The organism is Bacillus sp. JJ634 (assembly GCF_036962285.1).
GTDB lineage: Bacteria > Bacillota > Bacilli > Bacillales > DSM-1321 > Peribacillus > Peribacillus asahii_A.
Genome location: NZ_JBALMU010000103.1, coordinates 37,121 through 59,416 on the forward strand (window position 1 = coordinate 37,121; position 22,296 = coordinate 59,416).

Here is a 22,296-nt window from a genome sequence, read left to right on the forward strand (position 1 = left end):
TGAACGTTCAATCAATTATATCACTTATATTTACATAATAGTAAAAATAAGGTTATAGATTCCTCGTTTGGAGTTACAACTGTTGGTTTATGTTTTTCTACCATATCTATCGAACCTGTTGACCTCAAATTGTCCCTTCCAACAATATGCTCCTTGTGTAGTAAGAATTTCACCCCCCTTTAGTGTAGGTGGCTTTATACAAAACCGTTCAAAAACAAAAATCCTTATAACAATGAATCCCATAATAATTAATAAAAAAGCTTTTCCTCAATTTAAATGTGAAATATATTCAAATGCTGTTGTTCCATATACGCTTTTAAAGTGTCTATATTCCATGAGTTTACATAAAATTCACACGATTAATATACAATCTTTACATTTTTCTTTATCATATATCTTACAATATGACTAGATAGTAACATATAAGGAGTTGTACACAGCTTGAAAGTACTAGATAGAACCATTAATATTGCAGATCCTTCTTTTTATAATAATCGTGAATTAAGTTGGTTGGCCTTTAACCTGCGGGTATTGGAAGAAGCAATGGATAGCCAAAATGCCTTACTAGAAAGATACAAATTTTTAGCTATTACAAGTTCCAATTTAGACGAATTTTTCATGGTTCGTGTAGCTGGGTTGCTCGATCAAGTAAAAGCAGGATTTAATCGTCCTGAAAATAAGGCAGGATTAACACCGGTACAACAGCTGGAATCAATCTCTCAAATTACACATGAGCTGATTGAAAAACAGGACCATATCTACAAGAAACATCTTGCTCCTCTTCTAGAAAAAGAACAAATAAACATCATTCCAATTACGGAAATATCCAAGACAGATTTAGTTTTTTTAGAAAATCATTTTGATGAGCACATCTTTCCCGTATTAACACCGATGGCAATCGATGCCTACCGACCATTTCCGATGTTAGCAAACAAATCGCTAAACTTAGCGATTATCATTGGAGACAAGGAAGAAAATATCGATATTGAATCTGTTTCAGGAAAGCTTGCCATTGTCCAAGTTCCTTCTGTCATTAAACGTTATATTGAATTGCCTTCGGAAAACGATACAAGAACATTTGTATTATTAGAACAAGTCATCGCTCGTTTTATTCATAAATTATTCAGCGGCTATGAAATAAAATCTGTAACAGCCTTTCGCATCACGCGTAACGCTGATTTAACAATTCACGAAGACGAAGCAGAGGACTTGCTGCAAGAAATTGAAGAAGAACTTAAAAAACGCAAATGGGGAGCACCTGTCCGATTAGAGGTACAAAATCCTGAGCACGACAAACAGGTCGTAAATTATTTAATCGACGAACTAGAGATTCATTTAAAAGATGTGTACTTTGTCCAAGCTCCTCTCGACTTAACATTTTTATTTTCTTTTTGTAATGAGATTCAATCCACTCATGGATATTTAAGCGAGCCAATATACATTCCACACATTCCAAAAGATTTAGTGGGAAAACAAGATATTTTTGACGCTGCTCTTCAGGAAGATATTTTGCTGCACCATCCATATGAATCATTTGAACCGGTCATTGAGTTTATTTCACAGGCAGCCTGTGACCCGGATGTTTTGGCGATTAAGCAGACCCTTTATCGAGTAAGTGGGAACTCTCCGATTATTAAAAGCCTTAAACGAGCCGCCGAAAATGGCAAGCAGGTCACTGTTTTAGTAGAGTTAAAGGCTCGATTTGATGAGGAAAACAATGTCCATTGGGCAAAGGAACTAGAAAAAGCAGGCTGTCATGTTATTTACGGAATGACCCATTTAAAAACCCACAGCAAAATTACCCTTGTGGTGCGTCGTAGAAAAAATAAAATCGAGCGATTTGTTCATTTAGGTACAGGCAATTATAATGATGCAACAGCTAGATTTTATACAGATATGGGATTGATTACTTCTAATAAGAAAATTGGAATTGATGCTACGAACTTTTTTAATTATTTAAGCGGACATATGGAGAAACCACACTACCATCACTTAATTGTTGCTCCATTTGATATTAGAGATCAATTTATTGAATTAATCGATAAGGAAATCCAATTTCATAAACAATTTGGAAACGGTTATATTGTCGCTAAAATGAATTCTCTATCTGATAAAAACCTTATCATGAAGCTATATGAAGCATCTAATGCTGGTGTAAAAATCGATTTAATTGTGCGTGGAATCTGTTGTTTGCGCCCAGGAATTAAAGGAGTCAGTGAAAATATCAAAGTGCGAAGCATAGTGGGTGTTTTTTTAGAACATACCCGTATCTACTATTTCCATCATAACGGAGAAGAAAAAGTCTATTTATCTTCAGCCGATTTGATGACACGAAATATGGAAAACCGTGTAGAAATCCTATTTCCTATCTTAAAAGGTCATTTAAAACAACGAATTAGAACATGGGTAAAGCTCATGTTAGCCGATAATGTAAAAGCGCGGGAACAAAATAATTCAGGCCATTATCATTATGTTGAAAAAGCAGCGAATGAAAGAGAAGTAAATAGTCAACTCATCTTATATGAAATGGCCCAACATGCAAGAGAACTAGAGGAAATCAACAGATACTAAGTTAGAGTGACTTCATTTTAATATAGGCTATGTGAATGAATATTGTTGATTTATACGTTATGTAACAGAACCTTAATAAAAAAACGGGAAGATGTTTTCTTCCCGTTTTTCAATGTATTCATTCTCCTTCCACGATTTTGGCAAAATCATCAAGTGTCGTTGAATACTTGATATAGATTCGCGGTAAGAGGTAGAGTTCATCTTTTATACCCTTTTTAGAAAATAGTTCGGGCGTTGTTGTCAGTCCAAATAAGTAGTACTTCTTCGTTTCTGCAACAACCTTGTCATTGAAAATTCCATACGGATATGCAAGAGCAATAACTGGTTTTCCTGTTATTCGCTGAATTTTATCTTTGGACTCTTTCAGTTCATACCTATAATTTTTTATTTGTGTCAAATAAGGATGTGTAGCCGTATGAGACTGGATGGAGATTAAGCCTGAATCGGCCATCATTTTTAAATCTGACTGTGACAACCGGTTCGAACGACCGATAAAATCAGAAATAACGAAGATTGTACCGGTTGGTTTAAAGCGCTCAGTTTTTACCTTTTGAAAAGCAGCAAATGCATTCAGATTATTTTTATATCCGTCATCAAAGGTAATGAAAATCGGCTTATTTACTTTATCGATATCTTGCCATCGCTCAAAAGTTAATAATGTGTAACCATGATCTCGTAAATACATCATCTGTTGCTCGAAATTCTTTGGCGTTACATACAACTCTTTAGAGCCATGCCCCTTAAACTCATCAATCGAATGATAAAGTAAAATCGGTACCTTTCGCTCTGCAAACACTTGTAATGGAAGAAATAAAATCAGTATACATAGAACAAATATCGCAATCTTTTTCATAAAACGCTAACAAGGGCACATCAATGCATGCCTTTCCATTCGCCTTGATTTTTGGATGCCTTTTCTTTTTTTGCTTTCTGTTTGTGCGCTCGATTAGCATTAGCACTTCCAAATTCCTGAGAGAATTCTGAATCTGTTTTGCTTGAATCAAACCCTTGTTTGTTCTTTTGAGCTGCGTCATTCTTTTTTGTACGTTTAGCCATGGATATCCCTCCTTCTTACCTTCTAGTATGAGATTAGTCAAAAGAAATATGCCCGTTTGAACAATACCTTCACGAACTATATAATGGAAGTAAAAACAGGGAGTATACATATGGAGATTTTTTCATTAAGTGGACCTAGCGGGACTGGTAAAAGTACAAGTGCCCTTGCATTTGCTGACCAGCATAAAATTCCTGCTATTATTGATGATGGGCTATTAATTGTAAATGGCCATAAAGTAGCCGGTACCTCAGCAAAATTTGAAAAAAACACGGTAACTGCAGTAAGACGGGCCATTTTTTCTGATGATCTACACGCAAAAGAAGTACAGGAAGCTTTAAAAATTTACGTAATCAATAAGATTCTTATTATTGGTACATCAGACAAAATGACCAAGTTAATTGCTAAACGGCTCGAATTGGGAGATATCAATCATTATTATTATGTAGAAGATATTCGCTCTTCCAGTGAAATCAAAATGGCGCAATTTATTAGAAAAACAGAAGGAAAACATATTATGCCGATTCCACATAGACAGGTGGGACAAAACTTTTTCAAGAGATTGGTTTATAAAGGGATGGATATCTTTTCCCCTAAAAAAGAGAAAATTGGAGAAACGACTATTGTTCGTCCAGACTTTCATAAAGGATACATCCGAATCGAGAAAAAGGCATTCATCGATATTATTGAGCATACATGTTCAAACAATCCGTATATAGACCATCTTGATTCTATTCACGTACAAGTAGAAGGACTACCGACAGCAAGCTTAAATGTCTCTGTCGTCTCTCCTATCTCATATCATTTACCAAACATGCTCGAACAGCTTCAACTAGAAATTCAGCACAATTTTCTTCACCACTTTAATATCGAATTTGCTTCTATTGACGTCCATGTTTCCTCAGTTGGCAAAACGAAAGTAAATTAAAGTATATTTCATCATTTGGCGGGATTTCCATAAAAATTCGCGGGATTCCCTTTTAATTCAAAATCAACAATGAACTAAAAAAGACGACTTCACAAATTCAAGATGAATGTGAGTCGTCTTTTTAGCTCATTACTGTGTACGGCGAGTAAATCGAGGTAAGCGTTTCTCTACAAATGCTCCTACACCTTCAGGGAAATCATTCTGATCAACAAACGGTGTAGACCCTTTCCAAAGAACTGGTGCACTGTCGATACATTCTTGTACAGACGTCTTAACCGCTAGCAATGATGCAGGAGACATAGAAGCAACTAATTTTCCCATTTTGATAGCATAACGGTTCAAATCTTTTTCCGTTACCAAATAATTCAACATCCCTACTCGATATGCTTCTTCCGCTTTTAACATCCGACCTGTATATACTAAATCCTTCGTTAAACTCGGACCGACTAAATTCACAAGTCTTTGCGCAAATTTATTATTTAATGTAATCCCTAACTTCCCTACAGGAATCCCTAGTTTAGACTTCTCTGATCCAATTCGAATATCACAAGCTAAGGCTAATTCAAGTCCGGCTCCCATCGCAGGACCGTTAATTACTCCAATCGTTGGAATCGGTAAGCGTTCAATTGTCGAAATCGTTTTTTCCATATGCACAAACGCTTCTTCTGCTTTTTCTAAAGATAGTTGATTAAATTCTTTAATATCTGATCCAGCCGTAAACTGCTCACCCGATCCTCTTAACAACAGCACTTTATTTTTCGGATTTTCAAGTACTTTCAAAGCAACATCCGCTAATTGATCCCACATATTCGCTGTTAAGGCATTTTTTAAATGCGGGCGATGGATTGTAATAATCGCTAACCCTGCTGTTTCTTGAAGAATAATTTTGGCTTGTTCCTCTTCCATTCGAGTCGTTTGTACTTGCATGCTGCATTTCCTCCCTAATTTCTTTTCTTGTTGATGACTTACCCTTTTCCTTTATACCAATTATAGTGCAAAATAGTATAAAAAGGATGAAATCTGTAGCTATTTTTATCCCTATATACGTTATTGTACTACAACAGCAATTCTAATTTATCGAATTTTATAAAAAATTAGCGAATTATTATAGATTTATTTTACTCTACAAAGTGATTCTCTAAAGCAAAAGCCCTTCCGTTTCAGAAAGGACTTTTGCAATCATTCAATTCAACTGAAGGTTTCTTATATAATTGACATGTTCTGTACTTTTGACAACCTTTTCTGCTTGTTCAGGATCGACCACAGTTCCGTGAATCGTGTTTAATTTATACGTCAAAACTCGCTCTACAGCTTCATCAATGCGCTCCATTGGAATCTCACCTTTTTGAACGGCTTCAATAATGCCGTTATACACTTCAAGCTGATTCTCATATTGGTGACATACAAGCAAAATATCCGCTCCAGCTAATAGTGCCTCTTTTCCCATATCTTTATAGGAAAAATATTTATTCACAGCTCCCATCTCTAGATCATCGGTAATGACGATTCCTTCATATCCAAGCTTTTCACGAAGCAAGTCTTCAATAATGGCATGTGAAAGGCTTGCTGGCTTTTCCTGATCATAGGCTGGGTATTTAATATGCGTGACCATCACGAAAAACTTCTGATTATCCATTTCTTTAATAATCTGTTTAAATGGATAAATATCTGAATTTTCAAGGTCAAACTGGCTTGATTCTACAGAAGATGTCTCCACATGCGGATCAATATTACTGCGACCATTCCCTGGAAAATGCTTTAATGCGCCTGTAATAGAGGAATCATTTAAGCCTTGGATGGCTTTTTTTCCATATTGATATACCTTTTCTGGATCTTTCCCAAACGAACGACTATCTGTTGTCGATAAATCAAGTACTGGCGCAAAATTGATATGGATCCCCATTGATTCAAGCTCTGCTCCGTTTAATTTAGCTACCTCATAAACTTGTTTGGCATCGGCATGATTGCCCAGCTTTTGCTGCGAAGGAATCGGTGAGACTTGCTCTCGCATCCGCACAATATCCCCGCCTTCTTGATCGACCGCAAGCATAAGCGGCAGCTGAGTAGAGCTATTGCCCGTTGACTGCTGCAAGGAGTTGGACAGCTCAGCTACTTGCTTCGGTGACGACATATTACGGTCAAAGTAAATAACTCCGCCGATGTTTTTCTCTTCAATCAGTTCACTGATATGACCATTCTTTTCTGTTCCATCAAACCCAACAATCATTAACTGCCCGACCTTCTCTTCCAATGTCATCGTTTCGAGCAGCTTTTTTACTTTATCCTTTGGATTCCCTATAGCATCGACATTACTTGTGTCAGCTGCTTGCTCTTCCTGCTTTTCTTCTACGACCTTGTCGTCTGCGGTCATTGCGTTTTCCCGATGCTCTGTTGAAGCCTTTTTCTCATCAGGAGCTTCTGTTTGATCCGAATCATTATTAAATTGAAACCAGACAACAACTAAAGCAAGTACGAGTGCAAGTAAAGAAAATCTTTTATACTCTTTATTAATCCTCATTTTAAAATGAAAACCACCCTTTTTGTTAAGTATTGTAATTTTACAATATAAATATAGAAAATTAGTTTTCAATTTTATTAAATTTGCACCTATCCTTCAGGGATTTTTCTGTAACATATATGTCAAAAATAATTTCTAATCTATCCACATTTAATTATCTGTATTTTGTAAAATAGGTAGATAGTAGCTATTAATAGTTAATTTGGCATAGAAAGGAGTTATTAGCGTATGGGAATTTCTATAAAGTGGAAGATTTTACTTCCTATTATTCTATCACTTATTGTAGTATTTGGAGGTTTTTCATTCTTTTTAACAAAGCAAGTGGAACAGTCCTTGACACAAAAAGGTGAGGCCATTGTGTCAACTATTCAATTGAATATAGAGAATTCCATTATTTCGCGTGAGAAAGCAGAATCCATTTTAGAACAGGAAATGATTGGACAAGCTGTAATGACTGCTTCTTTATTTGAAAAAGGAACAAGTTATGAAGAGTTAATTAAGTTATCTGAAAAGTCTGGAATCGATGAATTTTGGGTTACAGACCAACATGGTAACACGATTTTAACAAATATGGCGAAGAGGGTTGACTTTAATTTCAGCAGTGATCCCGACGGGCAAGCCTATGAATTTATGAAATTGATTTCTGGTAAAGAATCTGTCGTCACTCAAAAAGCAACTGAACGTTCGGTTGACGGTAAATTATATAAATTTGTTGGTGTAACAGGTTGGAATGATAAACGTATTGTACAAGTCGGACGCGACGGAGCCATGCTGCAAGAATTAGATCAACAAATCGGCATAACCCCAATGATTGCAAGCTTAAAAGATGAACTAAGCGATACGGTAAAATATGCAGCTATTTTAAGTAAATCTGGTGAGGTCATCGTTTCAACAAATGAAAAATTATCACTTGATAGCAATATTGAAACCAATAAACAGTGGAATGGTGAAGTCAATAATGAACGTGTTATGTATTTTTCCAAATCATTATCCAATGGGCAACTGCTAGTTGTCGGTCTGTCTAATGAAGTGATGGACACTGTGCAATTGTATACAATGCTTGCAGCCATAATAAGTATTATTCTTGTCATACTAGCCATTTATTTCGTTGTTAGAAAATTATTAAAACCGCTTGAGATGATGACAAAGTCACTTGAAGAGATTAGTCATGGAGAAGGAGATTTAACGATGCGTCTGAATGTTCATAGAAAAGATGAAATTGGCCAGCTTGCATCTGCTTTCAATCAGACATTATCGCAAATTCAAGAAATTATTATCGGGGTCAAGCAAACAGCAGCCAATGTTTTAGATTCTTCTTCTTCATTGTCAACGCTTACAGAAGAAACCGCTAAGCAAACACATTTAGTATCAGAATCAGTAGAACAAATTGAACAAGGAGCTGCTACACAGTCAGCAATGACAGATGAATGCGTACATACGACAACTGGGCTTGCCCTTAATATTCAACAGGTTACTGAAGTGTCTAGTGAATTATTTAAACAATCAGAACGAACAAAAGAAGCTGCTGAAACAGGATACCGTGTTATTAATGACGCAGTGAACCAAATGAAAACAATTGATGAATCCGTCCACATCCTATCGGAAACAATCGGGATGATTCAATCTAATACAGTAGAAATTAATTCATTCTTATCAACTATTTCAGCTATTTCGGAACAAACTAATTTATTAGCATTAAACGCAGCCATTGAAGCGGCTCGCGCTGGTGAGCATGGAAGAGGATTCTCCATTGTAGCTGAAGAAGTTCGTAAACTCGCAGAACAAACTAATACAGCTACAGAGCAAATTCAAGCATTGATTGGAAGAATGCAGCATGAGGTAGAACGTTCAGCCAATCGCATGCACATTAGCAGTAATTATGTAGATACTGGAAAGGAAATTACCGAGGAAGCAGGTCAATCATTTTTACATGTGCTGAAGGAAATAAGCGGTATAACTGAGAAACTTCAATCTATTACACAAGCAACTGAAGAAGTATCAGCCGGTACAGAAGAAATGAATGCTGCTATTGAAACGATTGCGGGTGCGTCTCATGAAGCACAACATCATATCCAGAGCATCTCTGATAACTGTGAAATCCAAAATAAACGTATGAACAATATGACCGACAGTATTTATCAGCTTCGTGAAAATTCTAAACAATTACATAGTAAGGTAAATCACTTTAAGACAGACTAATATAAAAGCAATCATCTTGTCATAAGAAATAGAACTCCTTTTCTTATGACAAGATTCCCCATTAATTAGCTTTTTGCTAGATTCAATTGCCATGAAACACCATATTTATCTTGAACCCATCCAAACTTTTCACTCACAGGGGAAGGGGCTAACGGCATTAAAACAATTCCATCTTGGGATAAAGCTTCAAAAGTTCGATAAATTTCGTCCTCCGTATCACATGTGACAAATAATGATATAGAAGGTGTAAAGGTGAATTCATGCTTCACACTGCTATCTATACACATAAAATTTTGTCCCTTTAATGAGAATGTAGCATGCAGCACACTTCCCTCCTCACCAGCCTCATTTGCACCATATCGAAGAATATGAATGATCTCTGAGTCGTCAAAGATAGAAGTATAATAGTTCATTGCCTCTTCGGCTGTTCCAGAGAACATTAAAAACGGCGTAACTTTTTGATTTGCATTTCCCATGTAAGATCCCCCTTCTATTAAACCAAAAAACAAACGTGCGTTCTCTTTCTTATTTTCTCTAATCCACTTCATACTGTCAACTAGTATAGTTCAATCATTTAGCTCGGAATATTCTTTTCTCTCAATTCCTCATTAACTGTAAGTACACTATTTTTTTGAACCATAATTCGAATCACTGCTACAAAAAGAGTCACCACTGATATAAGTAGCAGAGGCAGCATATCAGTTGTTAAATGTTCTCCCCCAAAAATGACGGTATAATAGCCGTCTGCTGCATATGTGGCAGGTAAATAAGAACCTACTGTTTGATAAAAGCCAGATAACATCACTTTTGGAACGATTACACCCGAAGTGACGAGTTGTGACGAAAGAGCAAGGATGTTAAATAGCATACCGCCTGGTCCAAATAAAATAACAAACATTTGAGTTAAGCTTAAGAAAGAGAAGTAAACTAATATTTGAAAGATCCCCATCTCCCATAAAGTGGTATTCAATTCAATATGGAAAATAGCGAAAAATAGTAAAGTAATCATTGCTAACAATATAGAAGCACTTACATTAATGATTTGTCTGGCTAAAAAGATAGACCATTTACTATAGCTGTTTTTTAATTTTGATGAAACAATAGTTAAATTGAGGCTCATCAACATAGACCCGACAAATGAGGCGAGCACAACCATCAGCGGTACCATCGTAACAGTAAATCCATCTGTATTATTCGTTTTTTCAACAACTGATTGAACCGATTGAACATGTAAAGACTGCACAACTTTTGAAATACTTGCTGTTAAGTTTTGAGCGAGCTCTTTTGATGGAACCGCTGCATTCATTTGTTCCGGTAAATTAGAAACAATTAATTTCTGCTTATAAGCATAAGCATGTTCATTAATCAATTGCGTAATATTATTAGCAGCTCCATCCATGATTTGTTTGGCCAAAGAGGCATTTGCCTGGTTAATAAAGTAATGAATTTCCGTTTGTGTATTCTCCTGAAGTTGATTAGAAAAACTTTCAGGAATTTGCATTACCATATCTAACTCTCGTTGATTCATATCTTGTTTAGCTGATTCAATAGATTGGTAACTCTTAATCTCAAATGGAACTTTTTTCATGATTTCTTCTTCAATCATTGAACCCATTTGCTGATCTTCATTAACTAAGCCAATTTTCAGTTTGTCTGCCCGGTCTGCCACACCATTATATGCTGTCATCCACACACAGAAAAAAATCAGTAAAAAGGCGAAAGCTGCAGCAATCCCAACAAATGTTTCAGAATGTTTAAAAAAATGCTTGAATGTTTTCATTTAAAGCCCTCCATTAAAGCAAGTACATACTTGCATTCAGATTAAAAATTTACTAGGGAGTTAACCCCCTAGCAAAAAGTTGAACACTATTTTTCAAAAATTCATTTCTTGAATTAGAAATGACACTATTACCGAATCGCGATTTTGAAATAAAGTGGCCAAAGTTCAACCAAATAAAATTCATCGCTTGAAACTCAATATCGGTATCAATTAGCTTGCCCCTTCTACTCATTTCCCCCAAATAGGCAACCATATTGTCTTTCAATTGTTTAGGAACTTGCATAAGCGCTTCATTGAGTTCCGGAAACAATCCAGCTTCTCGAAGACCAATTAATACAAGGTCCCCTATTTGCTCCATATAAGTTTGGTATCCATCAGCAATTACCCACAAATCCTTTTCAAGATCCCAAACCATTTCTTCCTTGATTATTTTTTCTAAAAAAGGGTTATAGGATAAGGATTGCAGCGCTGCATCCATCATCCCTTTCTTATTTCCAAAATGACGAAAAATTGTTACTTCATTCACACCGGCTCGTTCCGCAACAGCACGAGTAGTGGCTCCTTTATATCCATAATCGCGAAATAATTCTATAAAGGCTGCAATAATACGCTCTGATGTACTTTTTATTTCATTCATATACAACCAACCTTCACTTTATGCAAGTAATCACTTACACCATTAGGATAATTTAGGTAACTGAAAAAGTCAATAACATTATTGCTTCTCTAACACCATCCGTATCCCAAATCCTAAAAGAACAGTTCCTGTAATTACTTCCATCGCTTTGCTTACTTTTTCGGTTTGCATAAAGGCATGCAAGCGTTTAATAAGCGAAATATAAAAGAAATACCATATGACAGAAAGAGCAATAAATATCACTCCAAGTGCTAAAAATTGCAAAAAGTGATGTTCACCTTTTGAGATAAATTGAGGTAAAAAACTTAAGAAAAAAACCGCTACTTTTGGATTAAAGATGTTTGTTAGGAATCCTTCTTTGAAATTTTTTGGTTTTGTCTTACATTGGTGAGTCCACTCTTCTTTTACTAATTGAGAGGGCTGGCGCTTCAAAGCACTACGAAAAGAATGAATTGCAAGATAAATAAGATAGACTGCGCCAATTAACTTAAGTATGGAAAAGAGCAGCGCCGATTTCATAATAAGAGCGGAAAGACCACATGTTGCAAGTAGCGTGTGAATGAAGAGCGCTGTAACAATACCTGCAACCGTTTTAAATCCCCCTTCCTTTCCATAAGTAATTGTATTTTTTGTCACTAAAGCAAAGTCAGGACCTGGAACGATAATAATGAGCAATGCTGTGATGATAAATAGCAAATAATTTTCCAAACAAATCTTCCTTTCTTGTCAAAAACCATGCAAAAAAGAAGAAGGGAATCCGTCAGGCCCCTCCTTCCTCTTTATTAATTCGAAAACTGTGCTTTATATTGTTGAATAACCTGTTCTGGTTCTTTGTTTTCGCCTTCTAATTGTCTTTGACGTGCTGCTTGGTTTACTTGCTCGTCAGCATGGTAGCTAGAACGAACAAGCGGGCCTGCTTCACAATGTTTAAAACCTTTTTGAAGAGCGATTTCTTTTAGCTCGGCAAACTCATCTGGATGCACATAGCGTTCAACCGGCAAATGCTTTTTCGTTGGTTGTAAATATTGACCAATTGTCATAATATCTACATCATGCGCACGTAAATCATCCATCGCTTGTAAAATTTCTTCTTTTGTTTCGCCAAGACCAACCATTAAGCTAGATTTCGTTGGTGTATCAGGGCTGATCTCCTTTACCCTTTTTAACAATTGTAAAGAGCGCTGATAAGTAGCTTTCGAACGAACACGCGGAGTTAAACGTTCTACCGTTTCAATATTATGATTAAAAATATCCGGCTTCGCATCCATCAGCATATGCAAACTTTCATAGTCACCTTTCATATCTGATGGCAGAACTTCAACCGTACATGAAGGCACTCTACGATGAATCGCACGAACCGTTTCTGCAAAAATTTCAGCACCGCCGTCCGCTAAATCATCGCGAGCAACAGCTGTAACAACACAATGACGTAAGCCCATAACCTCCACAGAGCGTGCTACACGTTCTGGTTCTTCACGATCTAATTCAGTTGGCATTCCTGTTGTAACAGCACAAAAGCGGCAACCACGTGTACAGATGCTTCCTAGAATCATAAATGTCGCTGTCTTTCGAACAGCCCAGCATTCATGAATATTCGGACATTTCGCTTCCTCACATACCGTATGCAGCTTTTCTTCACGCATCATTTTTTTCAAGTCTGTATAGGTTTCATTTGTATTTAATTTAATTTTTAACCATTCAGGTTTTCGCAAGTATTCCTTGTTCGCCACGCTCTCTACCCCTTACCTTTGAAAAGTATAATCATCATTTGTATATTTGGATTTCATCAACTCTTTGACTTCTTCTAACATTTCTTCACTTGGTTCAAATGCCGCTAACTCAATATCAAGTCCTTTTTGGAACCCGTCTTTAAAAGCTGCTTTTAACTCTTCCATTGTTACTTCTCGTTCTAAAATATCATGAATGAAAACAGCCTTTTGTGCAAACGCTTCTCTTGCTCTCTCTTTCACTTTTTCATTTGCAAATATAAACAAATCATATAAGGTTTCTGTATTCATTTCAATAGGAATCGAACCATGCTGTAAAATAACGCCCTTCTGACGATTTTGGGCACTTCCAGCTGCTTTCTTCCCATCAATCTCCAATTCATACCAGGAAGCTTCTTCAAAACAAACCGCTGTCCCTGTTCTCCCAACCGGCGCATCTGGAATTGCTAGTTCTGCTTGAATCCCTAGATTTCTATATCCTTCTAAAATCCCTTGCGATAACACTCGATACGCCTCAACAACAGAAGCTGGCATCTTCTCATGAGCTTCACTCACAATCACACTGTACGTAAGCTCATTATCATGAAGCACCGCAAGCCCTCCTGTTGGACGTCTTACAATTTCAATCCCCTTTGCTTTAGTAGCCTCGATATCAATTCGACCGACTGTTTTTTGAAAATGACCGAGCGTCAATGCAGCTGGTTTCCAACCATAGAATCGAAGAACAGGCGGAATAAGACCGCGACTGTGCCAGTTAAGAAGCGTTTCATCCAATGCCATATTATAAGCAGGACTTTGTAACCCAGAATCAATAAAATACCATGTTTCCACCATGTTGTTTTCACCGCCTGTATTTTAGTTTATTCTACTCTACTCTTCTTCCTCATTGATATATAGAAGAAACGAGCCTAAATAATATTATTCAAAAATAGTATAAATCCGTAATTATCGTAACGAATTTACATAGCTGACAGTTAATTCAATGATAATCAATTTTATGATAGCATTATCACTATTTTTGTCAATTAATTGAGATTCGATTTGCTTCAGCAATTGCCTCTAGCATTTCGCCTGCTTTAGGAATAGAATCGATATCAGACAGATGCATATACTGATATACATTCAGGATGATAATATAATAAGAAAAACTACATGAAGAGAAGGGTAAAATCGATGATTAGATATGCTCAAGAGAAAGATTTACACACCATTTTAGACATTTATAATGATGCAATTGTAAACAGCACAGCGGTTTACGACTATACACCACACACCATTGAAGATAGAAGAACATGGTATAAACAAAAGCTCGAAGCGGGATACCCTATAATTGTTTTTGAAGAAGATGATCAAATAATGGGCTTTGCCACTTTTGGTCCTTTTAGAGCTTGGCCTGCCTATAAATATACGATTGAGCATTCTGTTTATGTACATAAAGACCATCGAAGAAAAGGAATTGGATTACACTTATTAAAGGAACTAATAGTGATGGCCAATGAACAGAAATATGCGACACTTGTGGCTGGCATTGATGCTGCTAATGAGGCCAGTATCAAAATCCACGAAGGATTAGGCTTTATCCATTCTGGCACAATAAAAAAAGCAGGCTATAAATTCGGCAGATGGCTGGACCTTGCCTTTTATCAATTAGATTTACAAGGACCAGATCACCCTACTGAACCTTGATACGTATAGTTTCAAGCCCCTCATAAGTATGGGGGCTTGAATTTATCATTAGAAAATATCGGTAAGATCGAAGTTCTATGTAAATCATATGATTAATCTGCAAAATAATTCAAGAAATGCTCTGCAGCTTTAGTCAAACGATTTCTTTTTAAGGATACGATGGCTGGTTCAATAAATAATGGAAAATCCTCAATTTCAAGTGTACTAATATTCTGATGAGAGATATCATGAATTTCCGATTTCGGAATGATTGAAATACCTATTTCTAGCGCAACAAAATTCAATACCGTAAATATATCGTTGCATTCTAGAACAATATTAGGAGAAAAATCACGTTTATTGAATTCGTTCAAAATGTCCCTATAAATGGATGAACCCTCCATAGGGCCTAACATAAGAAATGGATAGTTAATGATTTCCTCTAAACTAATTGGACTTTTATTAAGCCCGTTTGCCCATGCAGCAGGAAGGGTCACTACAAAAGGTTCTCTCTTAAGTCTTTGCACTTGATACTGTTCTAAATTAGCTGGAGGAAGCATAAATGAAAGTTCAATTTTTCGTTCAATTAATAGTTTTTGCAGGTAAGATGAATCCTCTTTCCAAATATTAACGAATACATTGGGATATTCCCTTCTAAACTCTTTGACCTTTTTAGGAAGTAAGTTAACACAACTCGATGATATACCAATCGATAATGTTCCCCGAGTTCCTTCTTCTATTTCTTGTATTTCTTGCTTCACCTCTTTTATATCTTGCAGCATATGCACAGCATGGTTATATAAGACCCTCCCAGTTTCCGTTAACTCCCACTGTTGTCTATAGCGTTTAATTAAAACCGTTCCCAATTCCTTTTCCAATTGTTTAAGCTGTTGACTCAATGGCGGCTGTGCCATATGCAAGCTTTCCGCTGCCTTCGTTATATTCCCTTCGTCAACGATTGTTTTAAAATACTTTAATTGCCTAAGATCCATTCATACACCCCCTGATCATACTTTTTTCGTATAACATCATTATTATAAATATATTTTTCATATTACGAAAAGTTTGTTACAGTATTTATATCGCTAGCGTACAGTATTTGAAAAAACCATCTCTTTAAATAAAAGAATCTATATAGCAACATCATTAAAGGGGACATTACTATGGAACAAACAGCAAAAAATATTAAAGACCAAATGACATTTGAATTAATTCTCCAAATCTTAAAAGAACACGGTATTACAACTGATAAAGAGGTACAAGATCGTTTAACAAACCAGGTTAAACTTTCTTCAATGGACGAAGAGCTAAAACAACGTGTAATCGAACAAATTAAACATTAATTCTTTTGATAAACAGAAAAGAACGCTTAGAATGCCCTTATAAGGGTGATTTTAAGCGTTCTTTTTTTCCACACATCCATTTTAACAAAACTCCGCATCATCAATGCATTCATGTTTCACTACATTCTATACAAACCTTAGGCATGACCGTTTAAGTCACCTTCTTTGGCTCCACTAATGTATACAGCATTCCGCTAAAAATAAGGATCATTCCAATAACTTGCAAAGTCGAAGGTCGAAATCCTATTATAATGGTATCCAATAAGATAGCAACAGCTGGATCAACAAAAACTAGAGCAGATATAACAGGTGTAGATAGTTGTCTAAGACTGTCAAAAAATAAATAATAGACAATCCCCGTATGAATCAATCCTGTCCCTAAAATAAATAGCCAATTCGTTGAACTCAAATGATGAAACACGTTAAAGTCCATAAATGGCAATAAAATAACGATTCCAACCGAAGTTTGAACAAATGTCATCGCATAAGCACTTAACCCTTGAATACCTTTACCTATAATCATCGTCATTGCATAACATATGGCTGCAAGTAAAGCCCATATAAAGCCTGAGCTTACGAAGTCTGAAAATGATGTTTGACCAGTAATGCCTATTATGAGGACACTTCCAAGGAAACACACAAAAACAGCCAACAAAGACCATACATTCATTTTTTCCTTTAGAAAGATACTTCCGAAAATCAATACTAATATAGGAGCTAAATGATAGATAGAGATGGCAATGGTTATAGACATTTCCTCAAATGCTTTAAATAGAAATACCCAATTTAATACTAAAAACACACCGCATAGCATTGTAACTAGTACATCTTTCTTTCTCCAAACCTCTACTTTATGCTGTCCTGTAACAAACCAGCACAAACCTAAAAATAGCGTGGCACAAATACAACGAACGAACACTAGCTCAGATGCCGGAACACCCGTTTTCACAGTAAAAAATCCAATTGATCCAAAAATAGACATGGCTAATATCATTTTCATCATAGCTGCTGATTTCATATACAATAGAACCTTTCCTTTATACTAATCTAGCATTTATCATAGCATATTTTTCCTAACCTCTTGTTGATTAAATGGTATCGTCTACCGCCGGACTTCCAATCAAAGAACTTAAAAAATCCTCCTGCGCCCCCTACCTTGCTCAAAGATGAAGCACGCAGAAGAAAGAATTATTGTGAAATGATAAATAAAATGAGCTCTTTGATTATCTGATAATCAAAGAGCTCATTGTTTATTTTGAGGACGTAACACCTTCAAAAGCCATCGATACTTTTGCAAATTCTTCATCACTTACAATTTCAGACAACTCTTCTCCCTCTTCCACTCGCAGAAAGAAAATATCAACATCTTCTTCTGTTTGCTGCTCTAGTTCTTCTACAAAACCAACCGCAACATATTCATTTCCTTCTACACTTAGCGTACCTAAGACTTCGATGTCTTGTTCTTCATCATTTTCGTCAAATAGGGTGAAAATATCGCCAACTTCAATTTTATCCATATGACCGTGCTCCTTTATTAAAAAAATAAGTTCAGATTATCTATATTACCTTATCTTTTCCTAAAAAATAATAAAATATTCTAAAAACCTTAAATTCATAGTTGACTAATAAGAAAAATAAGTTTAAATTAGAAACAAGAATTTATTTCCTTTGTTAAAAAGAATATCCAAATGCATATGCTGATCAGACAAACTGAAGGCTGCATCTTATTACGTGTGTGACATGTAATGAAGATTGCAGTCTTTTTGTATTTTTAGAGAAAAAAAGGGGGAGCTCACAGTGGCAAAAGTTAAAAAAGGCGCATTTCATTTTTTATTAATTCTTTCAGCATTAATGATGATTCTAGCAGGCTGCAGTAACAGTCAATCAAGCAGCAATGAGGAGAAGGATGGTTCTTCAGACTCTAAAAAACCTGTGGAATTATTAAACGTCTCTTATGACCCAACTCGTGAATTGTATCAAGAATTTAATGAAGATTTTATCGCTTACTGGAAAGAAGAAACAGGTCAGGATGTCACAATTCAACAATCGCATGGTGGATCTGGAAAACAAGGGCGTGCCGTTATTGATGGACTTGAAGCGGATGTTGTCACACTTGCTTTAGCCTATGATATCGATGAAATTGCTCAAGCAAGACAATTATTAGATGAAGATTGGGAAACAGAATTTGAAGACAACTCAACACCATACACATCGACAATTGTTTTCTTAGTTCGTAAAGGCAATCCTAAAGGTATTAAAGATTGGAACGATTTAACGAAAAAAGGCGTTTCCGTTATTACACCAAATCCAAAAACGTCAGGTGGTGCTAGATGGAATTACTTAGCAGCATGGGCCTATGCGAAGCAGCAATATAACGGGGATGAAGCTAAGATTAAAGCATTTATGAAAGACTTGTATGGAAACGTTGAAGTGTTAGATTCAGGTGCTCGCGGTTCAACAACAACATTTGTAGAGCGCGGTATTGGTGATGTATTAATCGCTTGGGAAAATGAAGCGTACCTTTCTTTAAATGAATTAGGTAAAGATGAATTTGAAATTGTCACACCGTCTCTAAGTATTTTAGCTGAACCGCCAGTAGCCGTTGTTGATAAAATCGTCGATAAAAAAGGAACACGCGAAGTAGCTGAAGCTTACTTAAAACATTTATACACAGAAAAAGGGCAAGAAATCGCAGCGAAAAACTACTATCGTCCACGAAGCGAAGCCGTATTAGAAAAATACAAAGATCAATTTCCATCCCTTGATTTAGTGACCGTTAAAGATTTTGGCGGCTGGAAAAAAGCACAAGAAACTCATTTTAATGATGGAGGAACATTTGACGAAATTTATCAGCCTAAATAATAACTCCAAAAAATGATTAGTGAAAGATACATATCTTTGTATGTATCTTTTCACGTTATCTAGCGAAATAGAGGTGTAACTCCGTGAACATATTACCGGTACGAAAAAAGAAAAGGCGTAATATAATACCTGGCTTTGGCCTATCTCTTGGCTATACGATGCTCTATGTTAGCATTCTCGTTTTACTGCCCTTATCAATGGTTTTTATTAACACGACCACAATGAATTGGAGTCAATTTATTGAAACCATTACCGCCGAAAGAGTCGTTGCTTCCTATAAATTAAGCTTTGGCACTGCTTTAGCAGCAGGCATCCTAAATGTTATTTTCGGAACCATTATTGCTTGGGTGCTCGTTCGTTATCATTTTCCTGGAAAAAGGATTGTCGATGGGTTAGTCGATCTGCCCTTTGCCCTGCCGACCGCTGTTGCTGGAATTGCTCTAACAACACTCTACGCCCCTCAAGGATGGGTTGGTCAGTTTTTCGATTTTAAAATTGCCTTTACTCCACTTGGCATTATTATCGCGTTAACGTTTATTGGTTTACCTTTTGTCGTTCGTACCGTACAGCCTGTTCTCCAAAACTTTAATGGGGAAGTAGAAGAAGCATCTGCAAGCCTTGGTGCCAATCGACTTCAAACCTTTATAAAAGTTATTTTACCAGAATTAATTCCGGCCATTTTAACAGGCTTCTCACTTGCATTTGCTCGTGCCCTCGGGGAATATGGATCGGTCGTTTTTATCGCTGGAAATATGCCGATGAAAACAGAAATTACCCCGCTCATCATTATGACAAAGCTAGAGCAATATGATTATGCAGGGGCTACCGCGATTGCAACAGTCATGCTCGTTGTATCCTTTTTGTTATTATTCATCATTAATATGATTCAATGGGTGACTAATCGAAAGTTTTTACATAGTTAAGGAGGAGAACCTATGGCTGGACATATACCACTGCAACAAACACCGACTACAATCAAAGTAGCTTCCGTCTCGCAAGAACCGAAGGCAATCAGATGGACTTTAACCTTCATTGCCCTTGCTTTTTTAGCTTTATTTCTTGTTTTACCGCTCGTTACTATTTTTATTACAGCTTTTCAAAAAGGTTGGGAAACTTATGTGGCGGCGATTACACATCCCGATGCACTCTCAGCTATTAAATTAACCTTGCTCGTCGTTCTTATTACCGTACCGTTAAACGCTATTTTTGGCATCATGGCGGCCTGGGCGATTACGAAATTCCAATTCAAAGGCAAGAACATTTTAATTACAATCATTGATTTGCCTTTTGCCATTTCACCTGTTATCGCCGGTCTTGTTTTTATTCTTCTTTTCGGTGCACAAGGTTTATTTGGAGAATGGCTGTTCGAGCATGATCTAAAAATTGTCTTTGCGTTACCAGGAATTGTGTTAGCAACGATTTTCGTAACCCTGCCCTTTGTAGCGCGCGAACTGATTCCACTTATGCAAGCCCAAGGGACAGCCGAAGAAGAAGCGTCTCTCACATTAGGAGCAAGCGGCTTTAAAACCTTCCTTTTAGTTACGCTTCCTAATATTAAATGGGGGTTATTATACGGCCTCATTTTATGTAACGCTCGAGCAATTGGCGAGTTTGGCGCCGTATCCGTTGTATCAGGACATATTCGCGGCATGACCAATACGATGCCGCTTCACATTGAAATTTTATATAATGAATATCAATTTTCAGCCGCATTTGCAGTCGCATCACTTATGTCCATTCTCGCCATTATTACACTGATTGTGAAAAATCTAATTGAATGGAAAGCAAAACATATTTAATATAGAAGGAGCTTCTTACAGATGAGTATACAAATTCAAAATGTCTCAAAAGCGTTCGGCTCATTTCAGGCGCTCGATCGGATTAACATCGACATTCAAACCGGAGAACTAATTGCTTTACTCGGTCCATCCGGTTCAGGAAAAACCTCACTTCTACGCATCATCGCAGGATTAGAAGGATTAGATCAGGGAGCGATTTTATTTGATGGAAAAGATATCACAGATGTAAATCCGAAAGAACGAAATGTTGGATTTGTATTTCAACATTATGCTTTATTTCGACATATGACCGTTTTTGACAATGTGGCCTACGGTTTAAAAGTGCGACCGAGAAAAACTAGACCATCTAAATCGGACATTCAAAAAAAAGTAACGGAATTATTACAATTGGTCAAATTAGAAAATTTTGCGGACAGATATCCTTCGCAATTATCAGGCGGGCAACGTCAACGAGTTGCGCTCGCTCGTGCTTTGGCTGTTGAACCTAAAGTATTATTACTCGACGAACCATTTGGTGCACTCGATGCAAAGGTACGAAAAGACTTACGCCGCTGGTTACGGAAATTGCATGATGACTTTCATATTACTAGTATATTTGTAACCCATGACCAAGAAGAGGCACTCGATGTAGCGGATCGAATCGTTGTCATGAATAACGGAAAAATTGAACAAATTGGCAGCCCTGAAGAAGTATATGATTATCCAAATAGTCCATTTGTGTATGACTTTTTAGGCAATGTCAATTTATTCAAAGGACGGATTCAAAATGGAAAATTAAAACATGGAAGCTTTGAAGCAGACATCCCAGAATTATTTAGTCAAAATCATCCTGAAGCCATTGGCTACGTTCGCCCGCATGATATTCAAATCGAGAAAACCAAAACAAGTGAAGATGCTGTTCATACGACAATTAGCCACATCCATGTAATTGGTCCAATTGTCCAAATCGAATTAAAACGTACAGACGCAGAAGAATTTTTAGAAGCTGAAGTAACGAAAGAGCATTATCACTCTCTACAGCTAAAGGTCGGCGAACAAGTTTATGTACGACCAAAACAATTAAAAGTATTTATTCCTGAAGATTTTTCGATTTAAACAACATAAGAATCGCCTTTCACATTCATCGTGAAAGGCGATTCTTTCTTTACTAAACGCTTTCTATTTCCTAACTTTTTAAGAATCTAAACATAATATAGAACGGAAATAATCATCA

Annotated in this window: 22 protein-coding genes; 9 read left to right on the forward strand and 13 right to left on the reverse strand. The window is 36.5% G+C overall.

Features of this window, described 5'->3' with window-relative positions:
• Positions 1-441: 441 nt before the first annotated feature.
• The gene (locus V7068_RS15315; RefSeq protein ID WP_499713515.1) at positions 442-2,571 is read left to right on the forward strand and encodes an RNA degradosome polyphosphate kinase; all 2,130 of its coding nucleotides are present in this window, start codon (positions 442-444) and stop codon (positions 2,569-2,571) included.
• Between the two features lie 118 nt (positions 2,572-2,689).
• On the opposite strand, the gene V7068_RS15320 is transcribed toward V7068_RS15315, so the two are convergent.
• Positions 2,690-3,424, reverse strand: coding sequence for a polysaccharide deacetylase family protein (locus V7068_RS15320; RefSeq protein ID WP_499713516.1), 735 nt, complete (start codon positions 3,422-3,424; stop codon positions 2,690-2,692).
• A gap of 20 nt (positions 3,425-3,444) precedes the next feature.
• The gene (locus V7068_RS15325) at positions 3,445-3,627 is read right to left on the reverse strand and encodes a hypothetical protein (RefSeq protein WP_403034818.1); all 183 of its coding nucleotides are present in this window, start codon (positions 3,625-3,627) and stop codon (positions 3,445-3,447) included.
• A 110-nt stretch (positions 3,628-3,737) separates the two neighbouring features.
• Here V7068_RS15325 and V7068_RS15330 point away from each other — a divergent pair, with 110 nt between their 5' ends.
• The gene (locus V7068_RS15330; RefSeq protein WP_127761812.1) at positions 3,738-4,553 is read left to right on the forward strand and encodes a hypothetical protein; all 816 of its coding nucleotides are present in this window, start codon (positions 3,738-3,740) and stop codon (positions 4,551-4,553) included.
• 129 nt (positions 4,554-4,682) lie between these two features.
• Here V7068_RS15330 and V7068_RS15335 read toward each other — a convergent pair whose 3' ends face one another.
• Both V7068_RS15335 and nagZ read right to left on the reverse strand, forming a co-directional pair.
• Positions 4,683-5,480, reverse strand: coding sequence for an enoyl-CoA hydratase/isomerase family protein (locus tag V7068_RS15335; RefSeq protein WP_252291420.1), 798 nt, complete (start codon positions 5,478-5,480; stop codon positions 4,683-4,685).
• Positions 5,481-5,736: 256 nt separating this feature from the next.
• Positions 5,737-7,071: a beta-N-acetylhexosaminidase gene (gene nagZ / locus V7068_RS15340; RefSeq protein ID WP_499713518.1), complete on the reverse strand. Its 1,335-nt coding sequence runs from the start codon at positions 7,069-7,071 to the stop codon at positions 5,737-5,739.
• A gap of 1,056 nt (positions 7,072-8,127) precedes the next feature.
• Between nagZ and V7068_RS15345 the strand changes: the two genes are divergently transcribed.
• The gene (locus V7068_RS15345) at positions 8,128-9,270 is read left to right on the forward strand and encodes a methyl-accepting chemotaxis protein (RefSeq protein WP_499713533.1); all 1,143 of its coding nucleotides are present in this window, start codon (positions 8,128-8,130) and stop codon (positions 9,268-9,270) included.
• A 65-nt stretch (positions 9,271-9,335) separates the two neighbouring features.
• On the opposite strand, the gene V7068_RS15350 is transcribed toward V7068_RS15345, so the two are convergent.
• From V7068_RS15350 to V7068_RS15375, 6 genes are all read right to left on the reverse strand, one after another.
• Positions 9,336-9,746: a VOC family protein gene (locus V7068_RS15350; protein ID WP_499713519.1), complete on the reverse strand. Its 411-nt coding sequence runs from the start codon at positions 9,744-9,746 to the stop codon at positions 9,336-9,338.
• 98 nt (positions 9,747-9,844) lie between these two features.
• Entirely contained in the window at positions 9,845-11,050 is a 1,206-nt protein-coding gene (locus tag V7068_RS15355) for a YhgE/Pip domain-containing protein (protein ID WP_499713520.1), read from the reverse strand.
• Positions 11,051-11,102: 52 nt separating this feature from the next.
• Positions 11,103-11,687: a TetR/AcrR family transcriptional regulator gene (locus tag V7068_RS15360; RefSeq protein WP_499713522.1), complete on the reverse strand. Its 585-nt coding sequence runs from the start codon at positions 11,685-11,687 to the stop codon at positions 11,103-11,105.
• A gap of 78 nt (positions 11,688-11,765) precedes the next feature.
• Positions 11,766-12,395 carry a LysE family translocator gene (locus tag V7068_RS15365; RefSeq protein ID WP_499713523.1) on the reverse strand — a complete coding sequence of 210 codons (630 nt, stop codon included), beginning with the start codon at positions 12,393-12,395 and terminating at the stop codon, positions 11,766-11,768.
• A gap of 74 nt (positions 12,396-12,469) precedes the next feature.
• Positions 12,470-13,417, reverse strand: a complete 948-nt coding sequence (gene lipA / locus V7068_RS15370) for a lipoyl synthase (RefSeq protein WP_119117320.1) — start codon at positions 13,415-13,417, stop codon at positions 12,470-12,472.
• Positions 13,418-13,429: 12 nt separating this feature from the next.
• Positions 13,430-14,248 carry a lipoate--protein ligase family protein gene (locus V7068_RS15375; protein ID WP_499713524.1) on the reverse strand — a complete coding sequence of 273 codons (819 nt, stop codon included), beginning with the start codon at positions 14,246-14,248 and terminating at the stop codon, positions 13,430-13,432.
• A gap of 339 nt (positions 14,249-14,587) precedes the next feature.
• Between V7068_RS15375 and V7068_RS15380 the strand changes: the two genes are divergently transcribed.
• Positions 14,588-15,100 carry a GNAT family N-acetyltransferase gene (locus V7068_RS15380; protein ID WP_499713525.1) on the forward strand — a complete coding sequence of 171 codons (513 nt, stop codon included), beginning with the start codon at positions 14,588-14,590 and terminating at the stop codon, positions 15,098-15,100.
• A 92-nt stretch (positions 15,101-15,192) separates the two neighbouring features.
• On the opposite strand, the gene V7068_RS15385 is transcribed toward V7068_RS15380, so the two are convergent.
• Positions 15,193-16,071 (reverse strand): LysR family transcriptional regulator, encoded by an 879-nt coding sequence (locus tag V7068_RS15385; protein WP_499713526.1) that lies wholly within the window; start codon positions 16,069-16,071, stop codon positions 15,193-15,195.
• A gap of 171 nt (positions 16,072-16,242) precedes the next feature.
• On the opposite strand from V7068_RS15385, the gene V7068_RS15390 reads away from it, so the two are divergent.
• Positions 16,243-16,422: a hypothetical protein gene (locus tag V7068_RS15390; protein ID WP_403034789.1), complete on the forward strand. Its 180-nt coding sequence runs from the start codon at positions 16,243-16,245 to the stop codon at positions 16,420-16,422.
• A 151-nt stretch (positions 16,423-16,573) separates the two neighbouring features.
• Here the strand turns inward: V7068_RS15390 and V7068_RS15395 are convergent, their stop codons facing one another.
• A complete protein-coding gene (locus tag V7068_RS15395) occupies positions 16,574-17,440 on the reverse strand; it encodes a DMT family transporter (RefSeq protein WP_403034787.1) in 867 nt (288 codons plus the stop codon).
• Between the two features lie 232 nt (positions 17,441-17,672).
• Positions 17,673-17,939, reverse strand: coding sequence for a DUF1292 domain-containing protein (locus V7068_RS15400; protein ID WP_127761824.1), 267 nt, complete (start codon positions 17,937-17,939; stop codon positions 17,673-17,675).
• A 334-nt stretch (positions 17,940-18,273) separates the two neighbouring features.
• Between V7068_RS15400 and V7068_RS15405 the strand changes: the two genes are divergently transcribed.
• The 4 genes from V7068_RS15405 (at position 18,274) to V7068_RS15420 (ending at position 22,178) form a co-directional block, all read left to right on the forward strand.
• Entirely contained in the window at positions 18,274-19,284 is a 1,011-nt protein-coding gene (locus V7068_RS15405; RefSeq protein ID WP_499713535.1) for a sulfate ABC transporter substrate-binding protein, read from the forward strand.
• Between the two features lie 89 nt (positions 19,285-19,373).
• Positions 19,374-20,207, forward strand: a complete 834-nt coding sequence (gene cysT, locus V7068_RS15410; protein ID WP_402922847.1) for a sulfate ABC transporter permease subunit CysT — start codon at positions 19,374-19,376, stop codon at positions 20,205-20,207.
• A gap of 12 nt (positions 20,208-20,219) precedes the next feature.
• Positions 20,220-21,083: a sulfate ABC transporter permease subunit CysW gene (gene cysW, locus V7068_RS15415; RefSeq protein ID WP_403151786.1), complete on the forward strand. Its 864-nt coding sequence runs from the start codon at positions 20,220-20,222 to the stop codon at positions 21,081-21,083.
• A gap of 21 nt (positions 21,084-21,104) precedes the next feature.
• Entirely contained in the window at positions 21,105-22,178 is a 1,074-nt protein-coding gene (locus V7068_RS15420; RefSeq protein ID WP_499713528.1) for a sulfate/molybdate ABC transporter ATP-binding protein, read from the forward strand.
• Positions 22,179-22,296 lie beyond the last annotated feature (118 nt).

Excerpts from the sequence above, each read along its gene's own strand:
- V7068_RS15320 (WP_499713516.1), bottom strand. The coding sequence starts at position 3,424 with ATGAAAAAGATTGCGATATTTGTTCTATGTATACTGATTTTATTTCTT.
- V7068_RS15325 (WP_403034818.1), bottom strand. The coding sequence starts at position 3,627 with ATGGCTAAACGTACAAAAAAGAATGACGCAGCTCAAAAGAACAAACAA.
- V7068_RS15330 (WP_127761812.1), top strand. The coding sequence starts at position 3,738 with ATGGAGATTTTTTCATTAAGTGGACCTAGCGGGACTGGTAAAAGTACA.
- V7068_RS15335 (WP_252291420.1), bottom strand. The coding sequence starts at position 5,480 with ATGCAAGTACAAACGACTCGAATGGAAGAGGAACAAGCCAAAATTATT.
- nagZ (WP_499713518.1), bottom strand. The coding sequence starts at position 7,071 with ATGAGGATTAATAAAGAGTATAAAAGATTTTCTTTACTTGCACTCGTA.
- V7068_RS15345 (WP_499713533.1), top strand. The coding sequence starts at position 8,128 with ATGCTTGCAGCCATAATAAGTATTATTCTTGTCATACTAGCCATTTAT.
- V7068_RS15350 (WP_499713519.1), bottom strand. The coding sequence starts at position 9,746 with ATGGGAAATGCAAATCAAAAAGTTACGCCGTTTTTAATGTTCTCTGGA.
- V7068_RS15355 (WP_499713520.1), bottom strand. The coding sequence starts at position 11,050 with ATGAAAACATTCAAGCATTTTTTTAAACATTCTGAAACATTTGTTGGG.
- V7068_RS15360 (WP_499713522.1), bottom strand. The coding sequence starts at position 11,687 with ATGAATGAAATAAAAAGTACATCAGAGCGTATTATTGCAGCCTTTATA.
- V7068_RS15375 (WP_499713524.1), bottom strand. The coding sequence starts at position 14,248 with ATGGTGGAAACATGGTATTTTATTGATTCTGGGTTACAAAGTCCTGCT.
- V7068_RS15380 (WP_499713525.1), top strand. The coding sequence starts at position 14,588 with ATGATTAGATATGCTCAAGAGAAAGATTTACACACCATTTTAGACATT.
- V7068_RS15385 (WP_499713526.1), bottom strand. The coding sequence starts at position 16,071 with ATGGATCTTAGGCAATTAAAGTATTTTAAAACAATCGTTGACGAAGGG.
- V7068_RS15390 (WP_403034789.1), top strand. The coding sequence starts at position 16,243 with ATGGAACAAACAGCAAAAAATATTAAAGACCAAATGACATTTGAATTA.
- V7068_RS15395 (WP_403034787.1), bottom strand. The coding sequence starts at position 17,440 with ATGAAATCAGCAGCTATGATGAAAATGATATTAGCCATGTCTATTTTT.
- V7068_RS15400 (WP_127761824.1), bottom strand. The coding sequence starts at position 17,939 with ATGGATAAAATTGAAGTTGGCGATATTTTCACCCTATTTGACGAAAAT.
- V7068_RS15405 (WP_499713535.1), top strand. The coding sequence starts at position 18,274 with ATGATGATTCTAGCAGGCTGCAGTAACAGTCAATCAAGCAGCAATGAG.
- cysW (WP_403151786.1), top strand. The coding sequence starts at position 20,220 with ATGGCTGGACATATACCACTGCAACAAACACCGACTACAATCAAAGTA.
- V7068_RS15420 (WP_499713528.1), top strand. The coding sequence starts at position 21,105 with ATGAGTATACAAATTCAAAATGTCTCAAAAGCGTTCGGCTCATTTCAG.